Source organism: Candidatus Microbacterium colombiense (genome assembly GCA_029203165.1).
GTDB lineage: Bacteria > Actinomycetota > Actinomycetes > Actinomycetales > Microbacteriaceae > Microbacterium > Microbacterium colombiense.
Window position 1 is genome coordinate 2,246,700 of the sequence record CP119308.1, and the last position, 26,520, is coordinate 2,273,219.

Consider the following 26,520-nt stretch of genomic DNA (forward strand, 5'->3'; position numbering starts at 1 on the left):
ACTGGCGTGATGCACCCCGCGCTTCTGTATCTGCCCGGTCGGCAGTTGAGTCTGACCGAGCTGAGCGCGGCCCGGATCGACGGGCACGTCGTCGCGGTCGGTGATGCCTTCATCCCCGCTGACGTCATCGAGGACGCCGATGTGCGCGCCAGTTCGCTCCGGCTCCTCGTGCAGCCCGGAACCGCCGCGGCGGGCCCGACGGCAGCGTGGATCCATGGCGCGGGCAGCGAGCCTCCGGGCGTGCATCACATCCGGCGTGCCATCACACGACGTGTACGCCCGGCGATCAACGGCCGTCTGGTCTTCCACGACGCCGTTCTCGATCCGCGCGATGTGCAGCACCTCGGCGGAATCGCGGTGTGTGCCCCGGTGCGGACGATGCTCGATCTGGCTCTGGGGCTGCATCGAGACCCGCGACTGGGCGAGTGGATCGATCGATTGGCCGACGTACTGCCCGAGACGGTGAGCGCGAGCGCGGACATCCTGAATTCGTGGAGCCGCGTTCCCGGGAGTCGTCTCGCGCGCGAGACTCTGGATCGGATCGCCCTCAGGAGGAGGTGACGCGGTACACGTCGTAGACCGCATCGATACGGCGCACGGCATTGAGCACCCGATCGAGGTGCACCGCATCGCCCATCTCGAAGACGAACCGGCTGAGGGCCAGTCGCTCATCGTTGGTGTTGACCGTCGCCGAGAGGATGTTGACGTGATGCTCGCTGAGCACCCGCGTCACGTCGGAGAGCAGGCCCGAACGGTCGAGTGCCTCGACCTGGATCTGCACGCGGAAGACGCTCTTGGTCGTCGGCGCCCACGACACCTCGACGAACCGTTCCTTCTCGCCGCCGAGCGCCTTCACGTTCACGCAGTCCGCACGGTGCACCGAGACGCCGCTCCCCCGCGTGACGAACCCGACGATCTCATCGCCCGGCACAGGGGTGCAGCACTTGGCCACCTTGACCAGGATGTCCGATGCGCCGCGCACGAGCACTCCGGAATCGCCGGCGCGCGGTTCGCGAGTGGGCACGCTGCCGGGCAGATCGATCGCACCCGTCGTCGGATCGTTCGCGGCGACCAGAGCCGTGACCTTCTCCAGCACGGACTGCGTGGAGACATGCCCTTCGCCTACCGCGGCGTACAGCGCGGAGACGTCTTCGTAGTGGAGTTGGTGAGCGACTTCGGCGAAGGAGTCCTGGCTCATCAAGCGCTGGAGGGGCAGATTCTGGCGACGCATCGCACGAGCGATCGCCTCCTTGCCCTGCTCGATCGCCTCTTCGCGGCGCTCCTTCGTGAACCATCCGCGGATCTTGTTGCGTGCGCGCGTGCTCGCGACGAATCCGAGCCAGTCCTGGCTGGGACCGGCATCCGGGTTCTTCGAGGTGAAGACCTCGACGACGTCGCCGCTCTTGAGCTCCGACTCCAGCGGCACCAGCCGCCCGTTGACCTTGGCACCCATCGTGCGATGCCCGATCTCGGTGTGCACGGCGTAGGCGAAGTCGACCGGCGTCGCGCTCGCGGGGAGTCCGACGACGCGGCCCTTGGGCGTGAAGACGTAGACCTCCTTCGCACCGATCTCGAATCGGAGCGAGTCGAGGAACTCACCGGGATCCGCGGTCTCCGCCTGCCAGTCGGAGATGTGGGCGAGCCACGCCATGTCGTTGTCGGCGGCGCGCACCTCGGTCTTGCCGCCGCCGTTCATCCGCTCCTTGTACATCCAGTGCGCCGCGACACCGTATTCGGCCTGCTGGTGCATCTCGTGCGTGCGGATCTGGATCTCGACCGTGCGCCCGGCCGGACCGATGACGGTCGTGTGGAGCGACTGGTACAGGTTGAACTTCGGCGTGGCGATGTAGTCCTTGAACCGCCCGGGAAGCGGCGTCCAACGTGCGTGGATGGCCCCGAGAACGGCATAGCAGTCGCGGACCGATGCGACCATCACCCGGATGCCGATGAGGTCGTAGATGTCGTCGAACTCGCGCCCGCGGATGACCATCTTCTGATACACGGAGTACAGCTGCTTGGGTCGGCCGACCACCTTGCCGCGGATGCGCAGATCGCGCAGATCCTCGTCGATCTCCTCGACCACCTGGTTCAGGTACTTCTCACGCTGTGGAGTGCGCTGCGCGATCAGGCTGTGGATCTCGTTGTAGATCTTGGGGTGCAGGACGGCGAAGGACAGATCCTCGAGCTCGGATTTGATGGCCTGGATACCGAGGCGGTTGGCCAGCGGCGCGTAGATCTCCAGCGTCTCCTTGGCCTTCTTCGCCGCCTTCTCCGGAGGCACGAACCCCCACGTGCGGGCGTTGTGCAGACGGTCGGCCAGCTTGATCAGCAGCACGCGGATGTCCTTCGACATCGCCACGATCATCTTGCGGACGGTCTCGGCCTGGGCGCTCTCGCCGTACTTGACCTTGTCGAGCTTCGTGACCCCGTCGACGAGCATCGCGACCTCGTCGCCGAACTCCGCCGTCAGATCGGTGAGGGCGTACCCGGTGTCCTCGACGGTGTCGTGCAGGAGCGCCGCGGCGATCGCCCGCGGTCCGAGACCGAGCTCGGCCAGGATCTGGGCCACCGCGAGCGGGTGCGTGATGTACGGCTCGCCGCTCTGGCGCTGCTGCCCGGTGTGCTTCTCCTTGGCGACCGCGTACGCGCGCTCGATGACGGAGAAGTCACCCTTGGGGTGGTTGGCGCGGACCGTTCGGATCAGATTGTCGAGGTCGTTGACCCTCGACGCGCGCGAGAAGATGCGGGGAACCAGACGTCGCAGGCTGGACCCCTGCGAAGACGACTGCGTATCCGCCATCCACTCACCTCCGAACTACAACATTCTACGCGTGCCTGCGGGGCATCGGCCCCGCAGGCGGGGACGATCAGGCCTCGACGGACGCCTTCTCGCGGGCAGCGCGCACACGGGCGTCGCGCTCCTTCAGGTGCGGCTCGTTCTCGCGGAAGAGCGAGTACAGAGGCGCAGCGACGAACAGCGTCGAGTACGTCGCGACGAGGATGCCGACGAAGATCGACAGCGAGATGTCGGTGAGCGACTCGGCGCCCAGCCAGAACGCACCGATGAAGAGCACGGCACCCACCGGCAGCGCGGCCACGACCGAGGTGTTGATCGATCGCACCAAGGTCTGGTTCACCGCGAGGTTGACCGACTCCCCGAAGAGGCGTGACGATTTCTCGCCGTCCTCCAGGGTGTTCTCTCTGACCTTGTCGAAGACGACGGTCGTGTCGTAGAGCGAATACGCCAGGATCGTGAGGAATCCGATCACCGCCGCCGGCGAGATCTCGAAGCCGGCCAGAGCGTACACGCCGACCGTGATCACGAGCACGTCGAGCAGACCGATGATCGCGGCCGCCGACATCTTCCAGGTGCGGAAGTAGATCGCGAGGATCAGGAAGGTGAGGGCGAGGAAGATCGCGAGCCCCCACAGCGACTGACGCGTGACGTTCTCGCCCCAGGCCGGGCCGATGAACGACGAGGTCACGCTCTCGGGCTCGACCTTGTAGGCATCGGCGAGGGCTGCGGCGACCTGCTGGGTCTGCTTCTCGCTCATCTGGTCGGTCTGCACCCGCACGTCGGTGTCGTTGACGATGACGACCTTGGTGGCCGAACCGGGAACGACCGAGCGCACGGCTTCGGACGCCGTGTCCTGGTCGCGGCTGTCCGGTGCCTGCACCGTGAACTGCGAACCGCCCGTGAACTCGATCGAGAACTGGATCGGACGGATCAGCGGAACGAGCGCCGAGCCGATGACGAGGATGATCGCGATGATGAACCACAGACGTCGCTTGCCGACGAACGGGAACGAGGTCTTCCCCGAGTAGAGGTTGTTGCCGAACTCATTCATGGAAGGCATCAGGCGTCTCCCTCACTTCCGGCGTTGGTCTGTTTTTCGCCCGCGAGAGATTCTGCTCGCTTGCGCTCCGCAATGGTCTGACGGCGCTCCGCTTCGCCACGGGATCGGGCATTCCTCGCTTCTCGTCCGACGGAGGCCGTCGCGACCTCGCGGTACTTCGATCGACTGCGGTAGACCGCCCCCAGAGACTCGGGGTCGAGTCCGGAGAGCTTGTGTCCCCCGCCGAAGAAGCGCGTGCGTGCGAGCAGCTGCATCACCGGGTGCGTGAAGATCACGAAGATGAAGACGTCGATCAGGGTCGTGAGACCGAGCGTGAACGCGAAGCCCTTCACGGTCGCATCGGCGAGGATGTAGAGCACCACGGCGGCGAGGATGTTGATCGACTTGGAGATGTAGATCGTGCGCTTCGCGCGGCCCCAGCCGTCCTCGACGGCAGCGGTGATCGACTTGCCGTCACGCAGCTCATCTCGTATTCGCTCGAAGTACACGATGAAGGAGTCGGCGGTGAATCCGATCGAGACGATCAGTCCGGCGACACCGGCGAGCGAGAGGCGGAAGCCGAGGCGCCACGCCAGGATGCAGATGATGACGTAGGTCAGCACCGCCATGACCGTGATCGACGCGATGATCACCGTGCCGAGTGCGCGGTAGACGATCAGCGAGTAGATGGCCACGAGCGCGAGACCGATGAGGCCGGCGATCAGACCGATCTGCAGCTGCTGCGTGCCGAGGGTGGCCGAGATCGTGTCGGAGCTCTGGACGGTGAAGCTGAGCGGCAGCGCGCCGTACTTCAGCTGATCGGCGAGAGTGGTCGCCGTCTCCTGCGTGAAGCTGCCCGAGATGCTGGGGCGACCGTCGAGGATGACGCCGTTCATCGTGGGTGCGGAGATCACGACGCCGTCGAGCACGAACGCGAACTGGTCGCGCGGCGAGAGGCCGTCGATGCGGTTCTGGTTCAGACGGGTGCTGACCTTGCCGAACGCGTCTGCGCCGTCGGGGTTCATCGTGAGCTGCACCAGCCACGCGCCCGACTTGGGGTCGCGGCCGCTCGTCGCGTCGTCGATCGCCGTGCCGGTGAGCTCGGTCGGCCCGAGCAGGTACTTCGCCTGACCGGTGTCGTCGCACGCGATCAGCGGCTGGTTCTGTGGCCCCTTCGAGGCGTCGTTCTCGGAGTTGGTGCAGTCGTACGCGAGGAATTCGGCCTGCAGCTTCGGCGTGATCCACGAGAGGTCGCTGCCATCGGTGGGCTCGGGCGACGGCGTCGATTCCAACGTCGGGTCCGGGCTCGGGTACGGCGTGGCGTTGCCGTCCTCCCCCACGAACTCGGTGGACGCGGCGGTCGTGGCCAGCACCGCGCGGAACTCGAGCTGCGCACTCGACTGGATCCGCTCACGGGTCTGCGCATCCGCCGGTCCCGGGATCTGGACGACGATGTTGCGTCCGCCCTCGGTGGTGATGTCGGCCTCGGCCACACCGGAAGCGTCGACGCGCTGACGGATGATCGCCGCAGCCTGGTCGAGCTGCTCCTGGGTGGGATCGGCTCCGTCCTCGGTCTCGGCGCTGAGCACGATCTGGGTGCCGCCCTGGAGATCGAGCGCGAGCTCAGGCGCCCAGGAGCTCGCCGGTGCACCCTCGTCGTCGGTGAAGACGTAGACGCCGAGCGAGTTGATGCCGAACAGCACGCCGGTCACGAGGAGCAGGCCGAGGAGGACCCGCCAGGCATGACGGACGGGAGAAGATGAAGCCACGTGTGTTCAGCTTTCTGGGATGCCGGAGTTCCGAGGTACCGCGCGGGGGCGGTGGACTACTTGTCGTCTGCGTCGCGCTCGAGACGGGCGCGCGTCTCCTCGGTCGTCTCGACCGCGGGAGCGGCCTCGATCTCATCTGCGACGACGTCGTCGGCGACGACCTCATCGACGATGACGTCCTTCGGCTCGACGATGCGCAGGATCGCCTGGCTGTGGACCTCGATGATCGTTCCGGGGGCGATCTCGACGAGCGCCGGGGTGTCGAGGTCTTCCGGGTCGTACGCGACGATCGTGCCGTAGATGCCACCCTGCAGCAGCACCTTCACACCGGGAACGGTCTTGGTCGCCTTCTCCTCCTGGTCCTTCTTCATCTGCTTCGTGCGCTTGCGCGTGTTGAAGATCATGAAGACGAGGAGGACGGCGAGAAGACCGAAGAGGAGGAATTCCATGGGCATGGGTGCAGCGCCTTTCTCAGGTGCGCACTCCAGAGTTTGGGCGCGCAGAGGTATCCGGGAAGTCTTCAGCGATTATAGGTCATCCAGGCGAAGCGTCCCGTCGGGATGCGGCACACCGAGGTGCGCATACGCCTCCGGCATGGCCACGCGGCCCCGGGGAGTGCGCCCGAGGAAACCGATCCGCACGAGGTACGGCTCGACGACGCTCTCCACGGTCTCGCCCTCTTCTCCCACGGCGACAGCGAGCGTGCTGAGCCCGACAGGGCCTCCGCGGAAGCGTCTCACCAGAGCCTCCAGCACCGCGCGATCGAGGCGGTCGAGCCCGATCGGATCGACGTCGTAGAGTTCGAGTGCGGCCCGCACATCCGTGATCGTCGCGGCACCTCCTCCGTGCACGAGCGCGTAGTCACGCACGCGGCGAAGCAGGCGGTTGGCGATTCGGGGAGTTCCCCGCGAGCGACGAGCGATCTCGGAGAGAGAGTCGTGAGGCAGCTCGACACCGAGCACGGAAGCGGATCGCGCGATGACCTGTTCGAGTTCCGCCTCCTCGTAGAACTCGAGGTGCCCCGTGAACCCGAAGCGGTCGCGCAAGGGGTTGGGCAGCAGCCCCGAACGCGTGGTCGCGCCGACCAGGGTGAACGGGGCGAGCTCCAGCGGGATGCTCGTGGCGCCGGCACCCTTGCCCACCATGATGTCGATCCGATAGTCCTCCATCGCGAGGTAGAGCATCTCCTCGGCGGACCGAGCCATCCGGTGGATCTCGTCGATGAAGAGCACTTCGCCCGGCACGAGGCTGGACAGCAGCGCGGCGAGGTCGCCCGCGTGCTGGATGGCGGGTCCGCTCGAGAGGCGCAGCGGACGCTCGCTCTCGTGCGCGACGATCATCGCCAGGGTGGTCTTGCCGAGCCCCGGGGGGCCCGCGAGCAGGATGTGATCGGCGGGTCGGCTCTGGATGCGGGCCGCGTCGAGCAGGAGCTGCAGCTGACCGCGCACCTTCTGCTGTCCCACGAACTCCCCGAGGCTCGACGGGCGCAGAGCACCCTCGATCGCGAGCTCGGTGTCATCCACGGGCTCGGTGGCATCGAGAGCGTCAGACACGCGCCTGGCTCCCCTGCGCCGGCCCCAGCAGGGCGAGCGTGCGCCGCAGCAGCGCAGCGACGGAGTCACGCTCGGCATCCGTCGCCTCACTCGCGGTCTGAGCCGCCGCCTCCGTCGCGATCTTCTCGGACCAGCCCAGGCCGACCAGCGCAGCTGCGACCTGCGAGACCACGTCATTCGCACCCGTCGCGGGTGCGGCGGACGCCGGCGCCACCCGATGCACCTTGCCGGCCAACTGCACGACGATCAGCTTCGCCGTCTTGGGGCCGATTCCCGATACGCGGCGGAACGGGGCATCGTCTTCCGCCGTGACGGCCTCGGCGATCTGGTCCACCGTGAGGTGCGAGAGAACGCCCAGAGCGGACTTCGGTCCCACGCCCGTGACGCTGATCAGCAGTCCGAAGATCTCCAACTCGCTGCGATCGGCGAACCCGAAGAGCGACAACGCGTCTTCGCGAACGATCAGGCTCGTATGGAGGAGGAGACGTTCGCCCACCGTCGCGATGTGAGCGACATCGGCGGGAACCGCGACCGAGAAGCCGACGCCGCCGACCTCGATGATGACCTGATCGGACGTCGTGTGCAGGACGACGCCGTGCAGGGAGGAGATCATCCCCTCAGCCTACGGCGTGGATCGTACGTATGTTCGAGCGACACGCTCGGCGTCCGCCCACGCACGTTGCGCCGGAGTCAGCACGGAGGCACCGGGAGCACCGGCGCTCCCCCCACGCCAGGCATGGCACAGAGCGATCGCGAGCGCGTCGGCCGCATCCGCGGGCTGGGGTGGCGCATCGAGGCGAAGGATGCGGGCGATCATCGCCTGCACCTGCGTCTTGTCGGCGGATCCGTAGCCGGTCACCGCCGCCTTGACCTCGCTCGGCGTGTGCGTCGCCGCCGGAAGGCCCGACTCCGCGGCGATCAGGAGAGCCACGCCGCTGGCCTGCGCCGTGCCCATGACCGTATGCGTGTTCTGCTGGGCGAACACGCGCTCCACGGCGACGGCGTCCGGGCGGATGCTCGGCGATGACCTCACGGATGCCGGCTGCGACGATCGCCAGCCGATCACCGATCTCGGCCTCGGGCGCCGACCGGATCACTCCGACGTGCACCAGGGTGCCCCGACGCGTGCGATCGACGTCGACGACGCCGACCCCGCACCGGGTGAGACCGGGGTCGATGCCCAGAACGCGCAGAGAGGAGGTCACCGCCCCAGGCTAGGCCGGGCCGCCGACAGCGGGCGTCCGGCGCGCCTAGGCGTCGTCGTTCTCGAGCTCGGACTGCACCTCGGCGGTCAGGTCGAAGTTCGTGAACACGTTCTGCACGTCTTCGCTGTCTTCGAGAGCATCGATGAGGCGGAAGATCTTGCGAGCGGTGTCGGCGTCGATCTCGACCTTGAGGTTCGGCACGAACTCGACGTCGGCCGATTCGTAGTCGATGCCCGCTTCCTGCAGCGCGCTGCGCACGGCCACCAGGTCGGTGGCCTCGGTGATGACCTCGAAGCCCTCGGCGTGGGGCTCGATCTCCTCGGCGCCCGCCTCGAGCGCCGCCATCATGACGTCGTCCTCGCTCGTTCCCTCGGAGCCGACGACGATGACGCCCTTGCGGCTGAAGTTGTAGGCGACGCTGCCGGGGTCGGCGAGCGTGCCGCCGTTGCGGCTGAGGGCGGTGCGCACCTCGGCGGCCGCGCGGTTCTTGTTGTCGGTCAGACACTCGATCATGAGGGCGACGCCGTTGGGTCCGTAGCCTTCGTACATGATCGAGGTGTACTCGACGGCCTCGCCGCCGATCCCGGCTCCGCGCTTGACGGCGCGGTCGATGTTGTCCTTCGGGACGGAGGTCTTCTTCGCCTTCTGAACGGCGTCGAACAGCGTCGGGTTGCCGGCCAGATCAGCGCCGCCGAGCTTCGCGGCGACCTCGATGTTCTTGATGAGCTTGGCCCAGGACTTGGCACGCCTGGAGTCGATGATGGCCTTCTTGTGCTTCGTGGTGGCCCACTTGGAATGCCCGGACATAAGTCTCCGCTCGTCGTATTCGCCCAGGAGCTCGAACCCAGGGCATCGTCCATTCTAACGAACGGCGCAAGTAGCGCAGGATAGATGCATGCGCCGATCGCGACATGTCATCCCTGCCGACCGCTCGTCCGATGTGCGCGATGACGGACCCGCCCCCGCCGACACCCTGCGGCACCTGATCCATCTGCCCGACGACTACGACGCCGATCCGGGCAGGCGATGGCCACTGGTGCTGTTCCTGCACGGCGCGGGCGAGCGAGGTTCCGACCTCGACCTCGCCGCACTGCACGGCCCGCCGATGCTGGCGGATGCCGGTCACGAGTTCCCCTTCATCCTCGTCACGCCTCAGTGCGCCGAGTCGAGTCAGTGGGTCACGGAGCTCTCGACGCTGTCCGTGCTGCTGGACGAGGTCGTCGCGGAGCACCGCGTCGATCCGCACCGCGTGTCGGTGACCGGACTCAGCATGGGCGGATTCGGGACGTGGAGCCTGGCGGTGCGCTATCCCGATCGGTTCGCCGCGATCGCTCCGATCTGCGGCGGACTCTGGTTGCAGAGCGCCGCGCCGATCCGCCACCTGCCCGTCTGGGCGTTCCACGGCGACGCCGACGATGTCGTGCCGGTCGCTGCCACGGAGCAGATCGTGGACGAACTCCGATCACTCGACGCCGACGTGCGGTTCACGCGGTATCCGGGCGTCGGCCACGACTCCTGGACCGAGACGTACGACGACCCCGAGCTCTACGACTGGCTGCTCTCCCACCGGCGCCCGGCCTGACGCTCCGGCCGACGGGTCAGATGCGCGCAGGGATCCGGTCGAGGAATCGGCGATGGAACCGCGTCTCGCCTGTGATCTCGGGGTGGAAGCTCAGTCCGAGCAGTGCCCCCTGCTCGACGGCGACGACCCGACCGTCATCCAGAGCGGCCAAGACTGGAAGCCGCCGGCCCGACGCTCTCCACGACCGGACCACGGATGAACGCGGCGTGCACATCTCCGCCGCCGAACGCCGGCACGATGAGGTCGGCCTCGAACGACTCGACCTGTCGTCCGAAGGCGTTGCGCCGCACCGTCACGTCCAGACCGCCGAACGACTCCTGCCCGTCGATCGCATCGACGAGCCGGTCGGCGAGCAGGATGAGCCCTGCGCATGTGCCGCAGCATCGGCATTCCTGCGGCGATCGCCGCACGGATCGGCTCCTGCATCCCGAACAGACGAGACAGCTTGTCGATCACGCTGGATTCGCCGCCGGGGATCACGAGACCGTCGACGCTCGCGAGTTCCTCGGGTCGGCGGACCGACACGACGTCGGCGCCGAGCTCCGCCAGCAGGACGGCGTGCTCACGCACGTCGCCCTGCAGCGCGAGGACTCCGACCCGCGGCTTACCAGCCACGCTCGGACAGGCGGTGCGGGGCCGGGAGGTCGGACACGTTGATGCCGACCATCGCCTCGCCCAGCCCGCGCGACACCTCGGCGACGACTTCGCGTCGTCGTGGAACGTGGTGGCCTTGACGATCGCGGCGGCGCGCTCGGCCGGGTTGCCCGACTTGAAGATGCCCGAGCCGACGAACACGCCGTCGGCTCCGAGCTGCATCATCATCGCCGCATCCGCGGGGGTGGCGACGCCGCCGGCGACGAACAGCACGACGGGGAGCTTGCCGGTCTCGGCGATCTCCGCGACGAGCTCGTAGGGAGCCTGCAGTTCCTTGGCCGCGACGTACAGCTCGTCCTTCGGCAGCGAGGCAGCGCGTGATCTCGCTGCGGATCTTGCGGATGTGCTTGGTGGCCTCGGAGACGTCGCCCGTGCCGGCCTCGCCCTTCGAGCGGATCATCGCGGCGCCCTCGTTGATGCGACGCAGCGCCTCGCCGAGGTTCGTCGCGCCGCAGACGAACGGCACGGTGAAGCCGAACTTGTCGATGTGGTTCACGTAGTCGGCGGGCGAGAGCACCTCGGACTCGTCGATGTAGTCGACGCCGAGCTCCTGCAGGACCTGCGCCTCGACGAAGTGGCCGATGCGCGCCTTCGCCATCACCGGGATCGAGACCGACGCGATGATGCTGTCGATCATGTCGGGGTCGCTCATGCGCGAGACGCCGCCCTGGGCGCGGATGTCGGCGGGTACCCGCTCGAGCGCCATGACGGCGACGGCACCGGCGTCCTCGGCGATCTTGGCCTGCTCGGCGGTGACGACGTCCATGATGACGCCGCCCTTGAGCATCTCGGCCAGGCCGCGCTTGACGCGCGAGGACCCTGTGGTGGTCTGTTCGGTGACGGTCATGGCGTTCCTCTCGGGTGACCTGAAGGGCGCGGTCATTGCGCCGTTCAATCTCAGGTTTGATCTATGTCAAAAGATAGCACCGTCCGGGACGACTTAGAATCGGAAGAGAGGACACATGAGCGACGACATCCGAGGAACCACAGCCGCAGACATCGCCGACAGCGTGCGCGCACTGCGCGAACGCGGGGTGCTCGGTCCCGGCAGTGTTCTCCCTCCCGTGCGGGAACTGGCCGCGACGCTGGGCGTGAATCGCAACACCGCCGTCGCCGCTTACCGCCAGCTCGCCCAGGCAGGACTGGTCGTGTCCCGTGGTCGTGCCGGTACCGTCATCGCCGGGATGGATGCCGTGGCACAGGAGGGCTACGCCTCGGACACCGTGCTGCGCGATGTCGGAACGGGCAACCCCGACCCCGCGTTGATCCCCGATCCCTCCCCCGCTCTCGCGACCGTCGCCGGACGGCCCATCCTCTACGGCGAACCCGTGATCGACCGCGGTCTCGACGCCTGGGCGCGCGAGTGGATCGCGCCCGACCTCGGCACCCCCGACTTCCGCATCACCATCACGAGCGGCGCCGTCGACGCGGTCGAACGACTTCTCGCTCAGGCGCTCACCCGGGACGATGCCGTCGCCCTGGAAGACCCGTGCTTCCTCGCCAGCATCCACACCGTGCGCCTCGGCGGCTACCGAGCCGTGCCCGTTCCCGTGGATCACGAGGGGATGACGGTCGAGGGTCTCCGAGCCGCCCTGGCCGCCGGCGTTCGTGCGATCATCTGCACCCCACGTGCACAGAACCCCACGGGGGCGAGTCTCACCGCGCGGCGTGCCGCAGAACTCCGCGCCGTGCTCGCAGACCATCCCTACGTGCTCCTGATCGAGGACGACCATTTCTCGATGCTCTCGCAGCGCCCCTACGAGACGCTGATCGGACCGGAGCACCGTCGATACGCCCTGATTCGTTCCGTGTCGAAGTTCCTCGGCCCCGACATGTGCCTCGCGATCGCAGCGACCGACCCGGAGACCGCCGACCGCCTCGCCATGCGGCTGAGCCCCGGCACGACCTGGGTGAGTCACCTTCTGCAGCGGCTGACGCTCGCGCAGTTGACGGATCCCGGCGTCTCCGCCCAGGTGACCGCCGCCGGCACGCACTACGCCGAGCGGAATGCCGCGTTCACCGCGCGGCTGCGCGAGCACGGCATCGACGTCCCCGCGACCGAGGGCCTCAGCCTCTGGATCGAACTGCCCCAGCCCGCGCGTCTGGTCACCGAACGGCTCATGCGGCGCGGGTGGCTCGCACGCACCGGCGATGACTTCGCCCTCGGTGATCGCGCGGAGCCCTCGCATCACCTGCGACTCACGGTGCATGATCTCTCCGACGACGATGCGGCCACGCTCGTCACCGACCTCGTCGCGGCAGTGCGATGATCCCCCGCCGCGCACAGCAGTGCGCCCTGAATGAAAGGATCGGGAGATGAAGATCCTCTCCATCCAGTCCGCCGTCGCGTACGGCCACGTCGGGAACTCGGCAGCGGTCTTCCCGCTGCAGCGCATCGGCGTGGAGGTGCTTCCGGTCTACACCGTGAACTTCTCCAATCACACCGGCTATGGCGCGTGGCGCGGCCCGCTGATCGCACCGGACGACGTGCGTGAGGTCATCACCGGCATCGAGGACCGCGGCGTCTTCGGCCAGATCGACGCGATCCTCAGCGGCTACCAGGGTGGCGAGGGCATCGGAGACGTGATCATCGATGCCGTCGCGCGCGTGAAGGCCGCCAACCCGACGGCCGTCTACGCCTGCGACCCGGTCATGGGCAACGCCAAGTCCGGCTGCTTCGTCGCACCGGCCATCCCCGTGCTGCTGCGCGAGAAGGTCGTGCCCGTGGCCGACATCATCACCCCGAACCAGTTCGAGCTCGGGTTCCTCACCGACACGGAGCCCGACACGCTCGAATCGACGCTGGCCTCGGTCGACCTCGCGCACGCGATGGGCCCGCGCACGGTGCTCGTCACGAGTGTCGAGCGTCCCGACCGCGAAGAGGGAACGATCGAGATGCTGGCCGCGGACGATCAGGGCGCGTGGATCGTGCAGACCCCGCACCTGCCGATGAAGGCGAACGGCTCCGGCGACGTGACCGCGGCCCTCTTCACCGCGCACTACATCGAGACGGGCAGCGCGAAGACGGCGCTTGAGCGCACGGCATCGAGCGTCTACGACCTGCTCAAGGCGACGCTCGAATCCGGGGAACGCGAGCTGCTGCTGGTCGAGGCGCAGGAGTTCTACGCGAACCCGCAGATGCAGTTCACCGCGCGTCAGGTCCGCTGAGCGTCACTCCGGCCAGGCGCCGGCCACGGCCTCCCGCACCTCACCGAGGAGCTGCGGGAGCGCCTTGGTCTTGGCGATGATCGGGAAGAAGTTTGCGTCCGACGTCCACCGCGGCACCACGTGCTGGTGCAGGTGGCCGTCGACTCCGGCGCCGGCCACCGCACCCTGATTCATGCCGAGGTTGAAGCCGTCGCAGCGCGACACCTCGCGCAGCACACGCATCCCGATCTGGGTCAGAGCGCCGATCTCGGCGACCTCTTCCGGCGTCGCCTGATCGTACGTGGCGATGTGCCGGTAGGGGCACACCAGCAGGTGACCCGAGTTGTACGGGAACAGGTTCAACAGCACATACGCCGTCTTCCCGCGCGCGACGACGAGTCGCTCGGCATCCGGGAACTTCGGAGCCTCGCAGAACGGGCACTCCTCGCGCAGCGGCTCCGGCCCCGCCTGGATGTACGCCATCCGATGCGGGGTCCACAGTCGCTGGAACTCGTCGGGCACGCCGGCGAAGACACCGCCGTCCTCCGACTCCGCTCCGGTCACGCCAGGTCCCCTGCCTTCAGCACGAGTGCGTGCGACTCGATCGCGGCGCGGATCCGACGCACAGCATCCGTCACCGGCACGCCGTTCTCCTGCGTACCGTCGCGGAAGCGGAACGAGACCGTACCGGCAGCGCGGTCCTGCTCCCCCACGATCAGGATGAGCGGAACCTTCGCCGTGGTGTGGTTGCGGATCTTCTTCTGCATGCGGTCATCGGCATGGTCGACGTCGGCGCGCACACCGGCCGCGCGGAGCTGCCCGATGACATCGTCGAGGTAGTCGCCGTACTGCTCGGCGACCGGCACGCCCACGACCTGGCTCGGCGCCAGCCAGAGCGGGAAGTCCCCGGCGTAGTGCTCGAGCAGGATCGCGAAGAAGCGCTCGACGGAGCCCAGCAGTGCGCGGTGGATCATGACGGGGCGGTGCTTCTGCCCGTCGGAGCCGGTGTACTCGAGCTCGAAACGCTCCGGCTGGTTGAAGTCGAGCTGGATCGTCGACATCTGCCAGGTGCGACCGATGGCGTCGCGCGCCTGCACGGAGATCTTGGGGCCGTAGAACGCCGCCCCTCCCGGGTCTGCGACGAGTTCGAGCCCGGATTCGACGGCGACCTCACGCAACGTCTCGATGGCCGTCGACCACTGTTCCGGCTCGCCGAGGAACTTCGGGTTGCCGACTTCGTTGGTCGAGAGTTCGAGGTAGAAGTCGTTGAGCCCGTAGTCGCGCAGCAGGTCGAGCACGAGGTTCAGGTTGGTGGTGAGCTCCTCCTTGACCTGATCCTGTGCGACGTAGATGTGCGCGTCGTCCTGCGTCAGACCACGCACGCGGGTGAGGCCCGAGAGCGTGCCGCTCTTCTCATACCGGTACACGGTGCCGAACTCCGCCAGACGAAGGGGCAGCTCGCGGTACGAGCGTCCGCGCGAGCGGAAGATCAGGTTGTGGAACGGGCAGTTCATGGGCTTCAGGTAGTAGTCCTGGCCCTGGCGGGTGATGTTGCCCTCTTCGTCGACGGCCTCGTCGAGGTGCATCGGGGGGAACATGCCGTCGGCATATGTCTGCAGGTGACCCGACGTCATGAAGAGATCCTTCTTCGTGATGTGCGGGCTGTTGACGAGGTCGTAGCCGTTGCGCAGCAGATGCCGGCGCAGGTTCTCCTCGATCTCGTAGCGGATGATGCCGCCCTTGGGGTGGAACACCGCGAGTCCCGAACCGATCTCGTCGGGGAACGAGAACAGGTCCATCTCGCTGCCGAGCTTGCGGTGGTCGCGGCGTTCGGCCTCCGCGAGGCGCTCCTTGTACTCGCGCAGCTCGTCCTTCGTGGGCCACGCCGTGCCGTAGATGCGCTGCAGCTGCGGGTTCTTCTCACTGCCGCGCCAGTAGGCGGCGGCGATGCGGGTGAGATCCCAGCCGTTGCCGATCATCCGCGTGCTGGGCAGGTGCGGTCCGCGGCAGAGGTCCTTCCAGACGACCTCGCCGTCACGGGTGGTGTTGTCGTAGATCGTCAGCTCGCCCTCGCCGACCTCGACGGAGGCGCCTTCAGCCGCGTCGCTGCCGCCCTTGAGGCCGATCAACTCGAGCTTGAACGGCTCGTCGGCGAGCTCCGCGCGTGCCTCATCATCGCTGACGACACGACGCACGAAGCGCTGGCCCTCACGGACGATGCGCTGCATCTCCTTGGTGATCGCCTTGAGATCCTCCGGCGTGAACGGCTCTTCGACACCGAAGTCGTAGTAGAAGCCGTCGGTGATGGGCGGGCCGATGCCGAGGTTCGCCTGCGGGTTGATCCGCTGCACCGCCTGAGCCAGTACGTGCGCCGTCGAGTGGCGCAGGATGCTCAATCCGTCGGGGCTGTCGATCGTGACCGCCTCGACCTCGTCGGCGTCGGTCACTGTGGTCGCGAGGTCCTTGAGGATGCCGTTGACGCGCATGGCGACGACGGATCGGTCAGAGAACAGGGCGAAGCCGTCTGTCGGCTGGGCGTTTTCAGGCACTGATCACTCCATCTGGGTCTGGATCTAGGCTACTCGCATGCCCAGGGCGTCCCGACCGTCGCGGCGACGCCGGTCGGCACTGATCACCCGCCTGCCCCTGCCACCACGAGACCTGATTCGTAGGCCAGGATGACGAGCTGCGCGCGATCGCGAGCATCCACTTTCGACATGATCCTGTTCACGTGGGTCTTCGCCGTGTGAGGAGAGATGATCAGCCGCGTGGCGATCTCCTGATTGGTCAGGCCGCCGGCCACGAGTACGAGCACCTCCGTCTCGCGTGAGGTCAAGCGGCTCAGCGCGTCCTGCTGCGCAGCGGACGGCGCCGGCGACGATGCCCGGAGGGACCGCTCGATGAGAGCCTTCGTCGCGGCCGATGACAGCAGGGACTCCCCCCGGTGGATCGTCCGGACCGCATCGACGATCTCGTCCGGTTCGGCTCCCTTGCCGATGAACCCACTCGCCCCCGCTCGCAGTGCTGCCACGACATAGTCGTCGTCCTCGAAGGTCGTGAGGATGAGTACCCGTGTCGCTCGATCGGGGTCGGCACAGATCAGTTCCGTTGCGGCTATCCCGTCCATCTCCGGCATCCGGATGTCCATGAGCACCACGTCAGGCGCTTCTTCGCGAACGGCGACCACCGCGGCTCGTCCGGTCGCCGCCTCCCCGATCACCTCGAGACCACCGTCCGTGACGATGTCGCGCACCGCCTGACGCACGAGCGGCTGGTCATCGACCACGAGCACCGAGATCCTCATCGTCCGCCGCTCTCACTCATCGGAAGGCGCGCCACGAGTCGGAACTCTCGACCGCGGTGCTCAGCGGAGACCTCGCCGCGCACCGCCGCCGCACGCTCCTCCAGGCCGCGGAGCCCGTGTCCGCTCGGCGATTCGCCGCTCTCGCCGGTCGAGGCGGGGTTGACGAGCGTGATGACGACGTCACCGCTCTCCTCCCGCACTCGCACCTGCACTGTGGGGGCGCCGGCGTGCTTGTGCGCGTTCGTGAGTCCCTCCTGCACGACGAGGTAGGCGACGTGGTCGCTGACAGGCGACAGCGCGCCGGGGAGGGGTTCACACTCCAGATCGACGGACAAGCCCGCAGCCCTGAAGCCCGAGACGAGCGGACCGATGTCGGCCAGGCCGCTCTGGGGCCGCAGCGCGAGGTCTGCATCGTCGTCGGCCCGCAGAAGGGTCATCAATCGACCGATGTCGCCCAGCACCGTGCGCGAGGCGCTGCGGATCGTGGTGAGTGCTTCACGGGCTCTCTCCGGTCGGGTCTCCAATGCCGTCGTCGCCACTCCGGCATTGAGGCTGATCACGGTGATCTGATGCGCGACCACGTCGTGCAGATCACGTGCGATGCGAACCCGCTCCTCCACCACTTGCCGTCGCGCCTCCGCATCCCGGCTCTGTTCTGCACGCTCAGCGCGCTCGGTGACGGCGGCGAGCACCTCCCGGCGCGAGCGGGTCGCATCGCCCAGGGCACCCCCGAGAACGATGAGCATCACGAACTGCAACGCCGTCGAATCGAACAGATCCCCGCTCAGCGCGATGCCGTTCGACACGGAGGCCACGGCGGCCGCACCAACCACCGCGGCCAGTCCGATGAGACGACCGCGCCGATCGACGACCGTGAAGGCGCAGAAAGCGGCGGCGAGCAGAGCGCTCGGCGCGATCACTCCGGCGGTGGCGATCGTGATCGCGCAGAGCAGGCTCACCGCGAGAGCCGCCAGCGGCCATCGGCGGCGAACCGGCATGACGGCGGCAGGGAGCAGCGCCGGAATCACGAGCAGCCCTCGCGCCCGGAAGGCGTCGTCCGGGATCGGGAGCACCGCGAACGCCACGATCACCACGACCACGACCGCGTCTCGCACGTGGCGTGCGATCCGAGGATCGCGGGGGAACGCCGGATCGCGTTGTGCCGTCATTCCTCCAGTATTTCGCGGCGACAGCCTCGTTGGATCCCCCGACGGGATGAGTCTCCGTACCGCGAACGCGGTACAGAGGTGTCTGCGCTGGTGCGACGCGACGGCCCACCGTTCTCGGCACGCTGGACACCAGGAGCGCATGGCGCGCTGCTGGAGAGGTCCCCGTGAAGAAGTTCGCGAAGAGAGCACTGATCACCCTGGCCGGTATCGGCACCGTCGTGGCGGTCGCCCTGGCGACGACCACGATCGTCAACGTCGTGGCGAGCGGTGTCGAGGAGGATCGCATCACCCCGTACGGGCAGAAGGTCGACGTCGACGGTCGGAAGATGAACGTGCTCGTGACCGGGGAGGGTGCCGACACGATCGTGCTCCTCCCGGGGTTCGGTACGGCATCGCCCGTGCTCGACTTCGCCCCGCTCGTCGACGATCTCGCTCGAGACCACCGGGTCGTCGTGGTCGAGCCCTTCGGCTACGGCCTGAGTGACGGCACGGACCGCCCCCGCACCACCGCGAACGTCGTGAGCGAGGTGCACGCCGCGCTGCGGCAGCTCGACATCGACCGCTATATCTTGGCAGGACATTCGATCACAGGGATCTACGGCATCGAGTTCGCGCACCGCTACCGCGATGAGGTCTCCGCCTTCATCGGGATCGACACCAGCGTTCCGGGGCAGCCGAACATGGACACCGTGTTCCCCATCGGTCTGCTGGCCGCGGCGAAGAACCTCGGACTCATGCGTGTGGTGAAGGCGCTCAGCGGGGGCGGCTACGACGAACCGGCATATTCCGACGATGCGCGCGAGCAGATCGGACTGATCAGCAATCGGAACTCCCTCACCCCCACCACTCTCGACGAGATGGCGCACATCCGGACGAACTTCGCGGACGCCCGCGACGCGCGATTCCCTGCGGATCTTCCCCTGCTGCTCTTCGTCGAAGCCGACAACGTCAACAACGCCGACTGGGTGCCGTTGCACGAACGGCAGGCCGCAACCGTCACGGACGGCACGGTCATCCAGATCGACGGCGAGCACTACCTCCACCACACCCACGCGCCCGAGATCGCCGAAGGAATCCGCACTTGGCAGCAGGAACGCCGCGCGGCAGACCGGTAGATCACCGCGCGCACGCGGTAGCGTGAGCGGATGATCAGATCAGTCGCCCGGTGGATCCTCGCCATCGCCCTCGGCGCGATCGGCATCTCGCACTTCACGAGCACCCGCGGATTCCGCGTGGTCGTGCCCGACTGGGCGACGCGCGTCACCCGTCTCGACAAGAACGAGATCGTGCTCGCCTCCGGTGCCGCCGAGGTCGCGCTCGCCGCCGGGTTGGTCGCGCTCCCGAAGGAACAGCGGCGCATCGGATGGGCGACGGCGGCCTTCTTCGTCGCCGTCCTTCCCGGCAACATCCACCAATGGCAGACGAAGCGCTCGACGCCAGGTCTCGACACCGACGCCCGTCGCTTCGGGCGGCTCTTCCTCCAGCCTCTGCTCGTGATCTGGGCGCTGTGGTCCACGACCCCACGCCCCGAGCGACGCCGCCGCCCGAGGCGTCGCTGACGGGTTGACCCGGCGTCGTACCTCTCGACGAGAATGGGCACATGCCTTCTCCCTCGATCGTGTGGTTCCGCGATGATCTCCGGCTCGCCGACAATCCGGCGCTGCGTGCCGCCATCGATCGCGGCGAGCCGATCGTCGCGCTGTTCGTGCTCGACGAGGAGTCGCCCGGGGTTCGGCCCCTGGGCGGTGCAGCGCGCTGGTGGCTGCATCACTCGCTCCAGTCGCTGAGCGAGCGTCTGGGCGAACGGGGTGCCTCTCTGGTGCTGCGTCGAGGAGCAGCCGAGCGGGTGATCCGCGAGATCGTCGACGATTCCGGCGCGGGTGCGGTGTTCTGGAATCGCCGCTACGGAGGAGCAGAGCGCGCCGTCGACGCTGCGTTGAAGTCATCGCTCCGCACCGACGGTGTCGAGGTCGCGTCCTTCGCGGCGTCGCTTCTGCATGAGCCGTGGACGGTCACGACCGGCAGCGGCACCCACTACTCGGTGTTCACTCCCTTCTGGCGGGCGTGTCTCGAGCTCCCGGCACCGCGCGGCCCTCTGCCCGAGCCCCGGGAGATCGACGGCGCGGGGCGCACGCCGTCATCCGACTCCCTCGACGGCTGGAATCTGCTTCCCACCCGCCCCGATTGGGCCGAAGGACTGCGCGAGACCTGGGAACCGGGAGAACCCGCCGCCCGGCGTCGGCTGCACGAGTTCCTCACCGATGACCTCGCGCACTACGACCGCGCCCGCGACGAACCGTCGGCGGGCGCGACCTCCCTCCTGTCGCCGCGCCTGCGCTGGGGCGAGCTGAGTCCCTTCACGGTCTGGCACGAGTCGGTCGAGGTCGACGGAGCCGGCGGGTTCCTCTCCGAGGTCGGGTGGCGGGAGTTCGCCTGGCACACCGCCTACCATTTCCCCGATCTCGCGACGAAGAACCTGCGCCGCCAGTTCGACGCGTTCCCCTGGCCGCGTTTGCACCCCTCCCACCTCGCCGCCTGGCAGCAGGGATCGACGGGGGTGCCGTTGGTGGATGCCGGAATGCGGGAGCTCTGGCGCACGGGCGTCATGCACAACCGCGTCCGCATGGTCACCGCGTCCTTCCTGATCAAGAATCTGCTGATCGACTGGAGGCGCGGCGAGGAGTGGTTCTGGGACACGCTCGTCGACGCCGACGGGGCGAACAACCCCTTCAACTGGCAGTGGGTGGCCGGATCCGGGGCTGACGCCGCACCGTACTTCCGAGTGTTCAATCCGGAGCTCCAGGCGAAGAAGTTCGATCCGCAGAACCTGTACATCTCACAGTGGGCGGGCGATGCGCCGAAGACGCCCATCGTCGATCTCGGCGAGACGCGCAAGGCGGCCCTCGCAGCCTATGACGTGGTCAAGCGATCCACCCGGGCCGACGACGACCGCTGAGACGCGCCCTCCCTCCGAGGATGCTCATACGATCGAGAACGGACTCTTCTGCTCTTCGAAAGGACTCTTCATGCCCACCGGCGGATACGACGCACTCACGGCAGCCGACCTGCGAGCTGCAGGAAGCATGAAGTGGACCGCGTTCCCCGACACCATCGGGGCATTCGTGGCGGAGATGGACTTCGGCGTCGCACCTGCCGTGACACAGGCGGTCACCGACGCGCTGGACCAGGGACTCACGGGCTATCTCCCCGCTCATCTGTCCGACGCGCTCGCCGCCGCGACGGCAGACTGGTACGCCGAACATTACGGCTGGGCCGTTCCACCGGAGCGCGTCACGCACGTACCCGATGTGATCGCGGCGTTCGAGTATGCGATCGAGCGGTACACGCAGCCGGGGGCCGCCGTCATCGTGCCGACACCGGCGTACATGCCGTTCCTGATGGTCCCTCCGATGCGCGGCCGACGGGTGATCGAGGTGCCGAGCATCGAGATCGACGGGCGCTGGCTCCTGGATCACGATGCGGTGGCCGCCGCCTTCGCCGACGGTGGCGAGCTGCTCGTGCTCTGCAACCCGCACAACCCGCTGGGCACCGTCGCGACGCGCGATGAGCTCGAGCAGGTCGCCGAGACGGTCTCAGCGGCCGACGGACGGGTCTTCTCCGATGAGATCCACGCTCCCCTGATCTACGCGCCGGCCAGGCACATCCCCTATGCGTCGATCTCGGACGTCGCCGCCTCTCACACCCTGACCGCGACATCGGCGTCGAAGGCCTGGAATCTCGCAGGGCTCAAGTGCGCGCAGGTGATCCTGTCGAACGAGCGGGACGCCGAGGTGTGGGCCGAAGAGGGCGCATGGACAGGACACGGCACATCGACCCTCGGCGCCGTCGCCAACATCGCCGCGTACGCAGACGGCGGCGGATGGCTCGACGACGTCGTGGACTACCTCGACGGCAACCGGCGGCTGTTGACGGCGCTCGTGGCCGAACACCTGCCCGATGTGCGCGTCACCATGCCCGAGGGCACCTACATCGCACTGCTGGACTTCCGCGGCACCGGACTGACGGGCGACCTCGGCGCCTGGTTCCGCGAGCACGCCGGCGTCGCCATGACCGACGGGGCGGCGTGTGGTGAAGCAGCCGTGGGCTTCGCCCGCTTCGTCTTCGCCATGCCTCGCCCCCTGATCGAGGAATCGATCATCCGCATCGCTCGCGCTCTGCGGGGCTGATCACCCCGCGGGCACGGCATGTGCGCCACGGGGCGCGCCATCCCCGCGGGCGCGCGAATCTAGCACCCTCAATGCGTCGGGTCAACGGTCGGGGCAATATCGCCGAATACGGGAAATAACCAATCCGGAGCCGCTCCCGCATCCGAACCCCCTGCATGACGCTCTCCCCCTCCGCGCCATTCATCTCGCTTTCCCGCATCGCTCGGGCGGTGCGGTCCGCCGCGCCCCAGCTCGCCTCCTTCGGCGGTGTGGGCCTCCTGGCTTTCATCGTCGACGTGGGCGGTTACAACCTGCTCCGAGCGACGATCATGCCTGACCAGGTCATCTGGGCGAAGGTGCTTTCCGTCGCCATAGCCACGGGAGTCGCGTGGCTCGGCCACCGCTATCTGACCTTCCGGACCACTCGGCGCCCTGCCGTCGCGAAGGAGCTCCTGCTGTTCCTCCTCGCGAACGGCGGCGGCCTCCTGCTCGCCGCCGGGTCCCTGTTCGTCTCGCACTACGTCCTCGGCTTCACCTCCGCTCTCGCAGACAACATCGCGGGCAACGTCATCGGCCTCATCCTCGGCACGCTCTTCCGCTACTTCGCCTACAGATTCCTCGTCTTCCGAACACCGCAGGAGGCAACACCATGACTCGGTACTCCCCCATCATCGGTCGACCTCTCGAGAACGACCCCGCACCGGGCCCACTGCTCACACCGGCACCCGACCAGGGCACGACTCCGGTCGGCGTCCCCAACCGCGAAGTCCTCGACCCCGGTCTCACGGATGTCGATCCCGGATCCATGGGAGTCGACTGGGCCGCGCTCGCCGGATACTCCGCGTTGATCGTCGTTGCGCTCGCGCTGACGGCGATCGCCGTGACCACCCTGTGGTGGATGCTCTACGCCTGGCGATCCAAGACCACCTTCGACAGCACGGCCTTCTCGAAGGATCCGCGCGCGCCGCAGCACACTTTCACTCTGCTCGTCCCCGGACGGCACGAGGAGGAGGTCATGGGTCAGACGCTCGACGCACTCGCCGCTCAGACACATCCTGACGTCCAGATCATCGCCATCGTCGGTGATGACGACCCCGGCACCACCGCTGTGGTTCGCGCCGCCGCCGCACGCCACCCGGACCGGATCGAGGTAGTGGTCGACGACAGCGTCCCGAAGAACAAGCCGAAGGCACTGAATCGCGCGCTGCCATTCGCTGCGGGCTCGATCATCGGCGTGTTCGACGCCGAGGACGAAGTCCACCCGGAGCTTCTGCGGCACATCGACTCACGCTTCACGGAGACCGGTGCCACGGTGGTGCAGGGGGGCGTGCAGCTCATGAACTTCCGCAGCAGTTGGTGGTCTTTGCGGAACGTTCTCGAGTACTACTTCTGGTTCCGGTCCCGTCTGCATTTCCATGCCGGCGCCAAGTTCATCCCGCTCGGGGGCAACACGGTGTTCGTGAAGCGCGACGCACTCGTGCGCAACGACGGCTGGGATGCCGAGTGCCTCGCCGAGGACTGTGAGCTGGGCGTGCGGCTGTCGAGCCAGGGCGAGAAGGTCGTCGTGGCGTACAGTCCTGAATTCGTCACCCGCGAGGAGACGCCGGGCACGCTGACGTCGTTCTACAAGCAGCGCACACGCTGGAACCAGGGCTTCCTTCAGGTGCTGCGCAAGGCAGAGTGGCGTGCACTCCCCTCACGCGGCCAACGGCTGTTCGCCCGCTACATGCTCGCGATGCCGTTCCTGCAGGCTGCGACGGGGCTCCTCATCCCGCTGTCGGTGTTCCTCATCCTCGTCGTCAAGGTGCCGACGGCCGTGGCTCTTCTCACTTTCATCCCTCTCGCTCCCACGCTCGTGACGGTAGCCGTCGAGATCGCCGGTCTCGGGGAGTTCGGCCGGTTGTACGGCCAGAAGGTGCGCGCGGTGGATTACGTGCGCCTCCTTCTGGGCACCATCCCGTTCCAAGCGCTCCTCGCTCTGGCTGCGATCCGCGCCGTCTTCCGAGAACTGCGCGGAGAGCGAGGGTGGGAGAAGACCGAGCACACCGGCGCGCACCGCGAGGCCGACGCACCCACCGCCCCGTCGGCGCCGACACCGATCTCACAGGAGCTGGCCGCATGAGCACCACACTCGAGAAGCCCGTGCGGCCGGAGCGTGTCGGCGACGTCGCGTCGACCGCATCGGATCACGCGATCGACTCGCGCGGCGTCCGCGACGCGATCGCAGACTGGACCCGTCGCCATGCGGGAGACCTCGCCTGGCTCGTGCCTCTCCTGTTGGTCAGCGCCGTGGTCAACTTCCTGAACGTGGGCGGCTCGCCGCAGCGCATCGACGACGAAGGGACCTACACGGCGCAGGCGTGGGCGATCACGCACCTCGGCGAACTCGCCCACTACACGTACTGGTACGACCATCCACCACTCGGATGGATGCAGATCGCCGCATACACGCAGGTCACGGGCGCATTCGAGCGCTGGGACATCGCCGTGATCGCCGGTCGCGAAGCAGTGCTCGTGGCGTCGCTGGTCGCCGTGATCCTGCTCTGGGCGCTCGCTCGACGGATCGGCCTCCCCCGTGCCGGCGCGGCAGCCGCCGGGCTGATGTTCGCCCTGTCGCCGCTGGCCCTGCAGTTCCACCGCACCGTCTACCTGGACAACATCGCGGTGCCCTGGCTTCTTCTCGCCTTCTTCCTCGCGACCAATCGACGCGGCCAGCTCGCCGCGTTCGCGGGGTCTGCGGTGGCGTTCGGCGTCGCCGTGCTGACCAAGGAGACGTTCCTCCTCGCACTCCCCGTACTGGTCTGGGTGATGGTCCGCTCGGCACGCCGCGAGACCCGCCGCTACACGCTCGCAGTCGCAGCCAGCATCCTGACGGTGATAGGGGGCAGCTATCTGCTGCTCGCCGCAGTGAAGGGCGAGCTCTTCAGCGGAGACGGGCGCGTGAGCCTGATCGACGGAGTGACCTTCCAGCTCGGCTCGCGGGATGGCAGCGGGTCGGTTCTCGATCCGGATTCACTGATCAACCGCACGGTGGGGATGTGGTGGCAGCTCGACCCCGTATTCATCGTCCTGAGCCTGTTGGCGGCTGTGTCGGCCCTGTTCAGCGTGCGCCTTCGCCCCTACGCGGTGTTGCTCCTCGCGATGACCGCCTTCATGTTCCGCCCGGGCGGGTACCTGCCCGTGCCGTACGTGATCATGCTCATCCCGTTCGGTGCCCTTCTGATCGCCGGCGTGACCGCCGCAGCGGTCGGCCGGCTGCGACGACGGGTACCCGCCCGCCGCGGACTCGCCGTGGGTACGGTGGCGATCGCCGCGATCGGCGCCGTCATCGCGGTACCGCTGTGGACGACCCAGCTGCGTGGATTCGTACTCGCCGATCTCGACGAACCGCTCCGTGGCGCGCAGCAATGGCTCGTCGAGAATGCATCGACCGATCAGCGCATCATCGTGGACGATGCCATGTGGGTCGATCTGGTCGAAGCCGGTTGGGATCGAGACAATGTGGTCTGGTACTACAAGCTCGACACCGACCCTGCCGTTCAGGTTCAGTCCCCCAACGGTTGGCGCGACGCGGACTACGTGGTCACCACGGATTCGATGCGCACGTTCCCCGGCGCCTTCCCTCAGGTGCAGCAGGCGATCGACAACTCCGTCGTCGTCGCCTCGTTCGGTTCGGGACCGCAGGCCGTCGAGGTGCGCCGCGTCACTGTCGAAGGCGCTGCGCAAGCCGAGACAGATCGAGGCGACGCCGTCGAGAGGCGCGCCGCACTGGGTACGGCCCTCGCCACGAACCCGGAGATCGGAATGGGCGACGCCGACCGGGACCGCCTACGCGCGGGACAGGTCGATGAGCGCATCATCGCCGTGCTCGCCACGCTCGCGGGATCCGGATCGGTGAGCATCGGCGGATTCCCTGTGGTTCCCGGAGAGGACGAGCTGAGCTTCCGTCAGGTCGCGCTCTCGGCACTCTCGGGGGCTCCCACGATCGTCGACGGCGACCTCAGCGACCCGGCACGCGCCCTCGTCGACTCGCTCACGGGGCTCTACGAACCGGCAGATGTCGAGGTCGTCGGTGACGAACTCGTCCTCAGCTACCCGATCTCGCTGCGCTCGACGCTGCCATGAGACACCACCA

At 67.6% G+C, this 26,520-nt stretch carries 22 protein-coding genes and 4 pseudogenes; 11 read left to right on the forward strand and 15 right to left on the reverse strand.

Features of this window, described 5'->3' with window-relative positions:
• Nucleotides 1–9: 9 nt before the first annotated feature.
• Nucleotides 10–561: a hypothetical protein gene (locus tag P0Y60_10835; GenBank protein WEK59855.1), complete on the forward strand. Its 552-nt coding sequence runs from the start codon at nt 10–12 to the stop codon at nt 559–561.
• Here P0Y60_10835 and P0Y60_10840 read toward each other — a convergent pair.
• The 8 genes and pseudogenes from P0Y60_10840 to P0Y60_10875 all read right to left on the reverse strand — a co-directional run bounded on the left by P0Y60_10840 (nt 548) and on the right by P0Y60_10875 (nt 9,170).
• A complete protein-coding gene (locus tag P0Y60_10840) occupies nt 548–2,800 on the reverse strand; it encodes a bifunctional (p)ppGpp synthetase/guanosine-3',5'-bis(diphosphate) 3'-pyrophosphohydrolase (GenBank protein WEK59856.1) in 2,253 nt (750 codons plus the stop codon). The two genes, P0Y60_10835 and P0Y60_10840, sit on opposite strands and share 14 nt — an antisense overlap.
• Before the next feature lie 67 nt (nt 2,801–2,867).
• Nucleotides 2,868–3,857 carry a protein translocase subunit SecF gene (secF, locus tag P0Y60_10845; protein WEK59857.1) on the reverse strand — a complete coding sequence of 330 codons (990 nt, stop codon included), beginning with the start codon at nt 3,855–3,857 and terminating at the stop codon, nt 2,868–2,870.
• On the reverse strand, nt 3,857–5,605 hold the full coding sequence (gene secD / locus P0Y60_10850) for a protein translocase subunit SecD (protein WEK59858.1): 1,749 nt from the start codon (nt 5,603–5,605) through the stop codon (nt 3,857–3,859). Before secD ends, secF begins: the two co-directional genes overlap by 1 nt.
• Nucleotides 5,606–5,661: 56 nt before the next feature.
• Nucleotides 5,662–6,054, reverse strand: a complete 393-nt coding sequence (locus P0Y60_10855) for a preprotein translocase subunit YajC (protein ID WEK62901.1) — start codon at nt 6,052–6,054, stop codon at nt 5,662–5,664.
• 78 nt (nt 6,055–6,132) lie between these two features.
• Nucleotides 6,133–7,158, reverse strand: a complete 1,026-nt coding sequence (gene ruvB / locus P0Y60_10860; protein ID WEK59859.1) for a Holliday junction branch migration DNA helicase RuvB — start codon at nt 7,156–7,158, stop codon at nt 6,133–6,135.
• Nucleotides 7,151–7,771, reverse strand: coding sequence for a Holliday junction branch migration protein RuvA (gene ruvA / locus P0Y60_10865; GenBank protein ID WEK59860.1), 621 nt, complete (start codon nt 7,769–7,771; stop codon nt 7,151–7,153). The genes ruvB and ruvA overlap by 8 nt, the downstream gene beginning before the upstream one ends.
• Nucleotides 7,772–7,780: 9 nt before the next feature.
• Nucleotides 7,781–8,363 (reverse strand): annotated as a pseudogene (gene ruvC, locus P0Y60_10870) (crossover junction endodeoxyribonuclease RuvC).
• Between the two features lie 45 nt (nt 8,364–8,408).
• A complete protein-coding gene (locus tag P0Y60_10875) occupies nt 8,409–9,170 on the reverse strand; it encodes a YebC/PmpR family DNA-binding transcriptional regulator (GenBank protein WEK59861.1) in 762 nt (253 codons plus the stop codon).
• An 88-nt stretch (nt 9,171–9,258) separates the two neighbouring features.
• Here P0Y60_10875 and P0Y60_10880 point away from each other — a divergent pair, with 88 nt between their 5' ends.
• Entirely contained in the window at nt 9,259–9,945 is a 687-nt protein-coding gene (locus P0Y60_10880) for a PHB depolymerase family esterase (GenBank protein WEK59862.1), read from the forward strand.
• Between the two features lie 16 nt (nt 9,946–9,961).
• Here P0Y60_10880 and pdxT read toward each other — a convergent pair.
• From pdxT to P0Y60_10895, 3 pseudogenes are all read right to left on the reverse strand, one after another.
• Nucleotides 9,962–10,560: pseudogene (gene pdxT / locus P0Y60_10885) on the reverse strand (pyridoxal 5'-phosphate synthase glutaminase subunit PdxT).
• Nucleotides 10,561–10,710: 150 nt separating this feature from the next.
• A pseudogene (locus P0Y60_10890) lies at nt 10,711–10,812 on the reverse strand (pyridoxal 5'-phosphate synthase lyase subunit PdxS).
• 40 nt (nt 10,813–10,852) lie between these two features.
• Nucleotides 10,853–11,446, reverse strand: a pseudogene (locus P0Y60_10895) (pyridoxal 5'-phosphate synthase lyase subunit PdxS).
• Between the two features lie 115 nt (nt 11,447–11,561).
• On the opposite strand from P0Y60_10895, the gene P0Y60_10900 reads away from it, so the two are divergent.
• Entirely contained in the window at nt 11,562–12,869 is a 1,308-nt protein-coding gene (locus P0Y60_10900) for an aminotransferase class I/II-fold pyridoxal phosphate-dependent enzyme (protein WEK59863.1), read from the forward strand.
• 46 nt (nt 12,870–12,915) lie between these two features.
• Nucleotides 12,916–13,767, forward strand: coding sequence for a pyridoxal kinase PdxY (gene pdxY / locus P0Y60_10905; GenBank protein ID WEK59864.1), 852 nt, complete (start codon nt 12,916–12,918; stop codon nt 13,765–13,767).
• Between the two features lie 3 nt (nt 13,768–13,770).
• Here pdxY and P0Y60_10910 read toward each other — a convergent pair whose 3' ends face one another.
• The 4 genes from P0Y60_10910 to P0Y60_10925 all read right to left on the reverse strand — a co-directional run bounded on the left by P0Y60_10910 (nt 13,771) and on the right by P0Y60_10925 (nt 18,219).
• Nucleotides 13,771–14,310 (reverse strand): HIT domain-containing protein, encoded by a 540-nt coding sequence (locus P0Y60_10910; GenBank protein ID WEK59865.1) that lies wholly within the window; start codon nt 14,308–14,310, stop codon nt 13,771–13,773.
• Nucleotides 14,307–16,232 carry a threonine--tRNA ligase gene (thrS, locus tag P0Y60_10915; protein WEK62902.1) on the reverse strand — a complete coding sequence of 642 codons (1,926 nt, stop codon included), beginning with the start codon at nt 16,230–16,232 and terminating at the stop codon, nt 14,307–14,309. Before thrS ends, P0Y60_10910 begins: the two co-directional genes overlap by 4 nt.
• A 146-nt stretch (nt 16,233–16,378) precedes the next feature.
• Nucleotides 16,379–17,050 (reverse strand): response regulator transcription factor, encoded by a 672-nt coding sequence (locus P0Y60_10920; GenBank protein WEK59866.1) that lies wholly within the window; start codon nt 17,048–17,050, stop codon nt 16,379–16,381.
• Nucleotides 17,047–18,219, reverse strand: coding sequence for a histidine kinase (locus P0Y60_10925; protein ID WEK59867.1), 1,173 nt, complete (start codon nt 18,217–18,219; stop codon nt 17,047–17,049). Before P0Y60_10925 ends, P0Y60_10920 begins: the two co-directional genes overlap by 4 nt.
• A gap of 164 nt (nt 18,220–18,383) precedes the next feature.
• Here P0Y60_10925 and P0Y60_10930 point away from each other — a divergent pair, with 164 nt between their 5' ends.
• From P0Y60_10930 to P0Y60_10960, 7 genes are all read left to right on the forward strand, one after another.
• Nucleotides 18,384–19,334 carry an alpha/beta hydrolase gene (locus P0Y60_10930; protein ID WEK59868.1) on the forward strand — a complete coding sequence of 317 codons (951 nt, stop codon included), beginning with the start codon at nt 18,384–18,386 and terminating at the stop codon, nt 19,332–19,334.
• Between the two features lie 30 nt (nt 19,335–19,364).
• On the forward strand, nt 19,365–19,778 hold the full coding sequence (locus P0Y60_10935) for a hypothetical protein (protein ID WEK59869.1): 414 nt from the start codon (nt 19,365–19,367) through the stop codon (nt 19,776–19,778).
• 41 nt (nt 19,779–19,819) lie between these two features.
• Nucleotides 19,820–21,175 carry a deoxyribodipyrimidine photo-lyase gene (locus tag P0Y60_10940; protein ID WEK59870.1) on the forward strand — a complete coding sequence of 452 codons (1,356 nt, stop codon included), beginning with the start codon at nt 19,820–19,822 and terminating at the stop codon, nt 21,173–21,175.
• 70 nt (nt 21,176–21,245) lie between these two features.
• Nucleotides 21,246–22,406, forward strand: coding sequence for an aminotransferase class I/II-fold pyridoxal phosphate-dependent enzyme (locus P0Y60_10945; protein WEK59871.1), 1,161 nt, complete (start codon nt 21,246–21,248; stop codon nt 22,404–22,406).
• A 155-nt stretch (nt 22,407–22,561) separates the two neighbouring features.
• Complete coding sequence (locus P0Y60_10950; protein WEK59872.1) at nt 22,562–23,038, forward strand: GtrA family protein; 477 nt, start codon at nt 22,562–22,564, stop codon at nt 23,036–23,038.
• Entirely contained in the window at nt 23,035–24,507 is a 1,473-nt protein-coding gene (locus P0Y60_10955; GenBank protein ID WEK59873.1) for a glycosyltransferase family 2 protein, read from the forward strand. The genes P0Y60_10950 and P0Y60_10955 overlap by 4 nt, the downstream gene beginning before the upstream one ends.
• Complete coding sequence (locus tag P0Y60_10960) at nt 24,504–26,510, forward strand: glycosyltransferase family 39 protein (GenBank protein ID WEK59874.1); 2,007 nt, start codon at nt 24,504–24,506, stop codon at nt 26,508–26,510. The genes P0Y60_10955 and P0Y60_10960 overlap by 4 nt, the downstream gene beginning before the upstream one ends.
• Nucleotides 26,511–26,520: the final 10 nt, after the last annotated feature.

Coding starts and splice junctions, on each gene's coding strand:
- P0Y60_10835 (WEK59855.1), top strand. CDS start 10: ATGCACCCCGCGCTTCTGTATCTGCCCGGTCGGCAGTTGAGTCTGACC.
- P0Y60_10840 (WEK59856.1), bottom strand. CDS start 2,800: ATGGCGGATACGCAGTCGTCTTCGCAGGGGTCCAGCCTGCGACGTCTG.
- secF (WEK59857.1), bottom strand. CDS start 3,857: ATGCCTTCCATGAATGAGTTCGGCAACAACCTCTACTCGGGGAAGACC.
- P0Y60_10855 (WEK62901.1), bottom strand. CDS start 6,054: ATGGAATTCCTCCTCTTCGGTCTTCTCGCCGTCCTCCTCGTCTTCATG.
- ruvA (WEK59860.1), bottom strand. CDS start 7,771: ATGATCTCCTCCCTGCACGGCGTCGTCCTGCACACGACGTCCGATCAG.
- P0Y60_10875 (WEK59861.1), bottom strand. CDS start 9,170: ATGTCCGGGCATTCCAAGTGGGCCACCACGAAGCACAAGAAGGCCATC.
- P0Y60_10880 (WEK59862.1), top strand. CDS start 9,259: ATGCGCCGATCGCGACATGTCATCCCTGCCGACCGCTCGTCCGATGTG.
- P0Y60_10900 (WEK59863.1), top strand. CDS start 11,562: ATGAGCGACGACATCCGAGGAACCACAGCCGCAGACATCGCCGACAGC.
- pdxY (WEK59864.1), top strand. CDS start 12,916: ATGAAGATCCTCTCCATCCAGTCCGCCGTCGCGTACGGCCACGTCGGG.
- thrS (WEK62902.1), bottom strand. CDS start 16,232: ATGCGCGTCAACGGCATCCTCAAGGACCTCGCGACCACAGTGACCGAC.
- P0Y60_10920 (WEK59866.1), bottom strand. CDS start 17,050: ATGAGGATCTCGGTGCTCGTGGTCGATGACCAGCCGCTCGTGCGTCAG.
- P0Y60_10925 (WEK59867.1), bottom strand. CDS start 18,219: ATGACGGCACAACGCGATCCGGCGTTCCCCCGCGATCCTCGGATCGCA.
- P0Y60_10935 (WEK59869.1), top strand. CDS start 19,365: ATGATCAGATCAGTCGCCCGGTGGATCCTCGCCATCGCCCTCGGCGCG.
- P0Y60_10940 (WEK59870.1), top strand. CDS start 19,820: ATGCCTTCTCCCTCGATCGTGTGGTTCCGCGATGATCTCCGGCTCGCC.
- P0Y60_10945 (WEK59871.1), top strand. CDS start 21,246: ATGCCCACCGGCGGATACGACGCACTCACGGCAGCCGACCTGCGAGCT.
- P0Y60_10950 (WEK59872.1), top strand. CDS start 22,562: ATGACGCTCTCCCCCTCCGCGCCATTCATCTCGCTTTCCCGCATCGCT.
- P0Y60_10955 (WEK59873.1), top strand. CDS start 23,035: ATGACTCGGTACTCCCCCATCATCGGTCGACCTCTCGAGAACGACCCC.
- P0Y60_10960 (WEK59874.1), top strand. CDS start 24,504: ATGAGCACCACACTCGAGAAGCCCGTGCGGCCGGAGCGTGTCGGCGAC.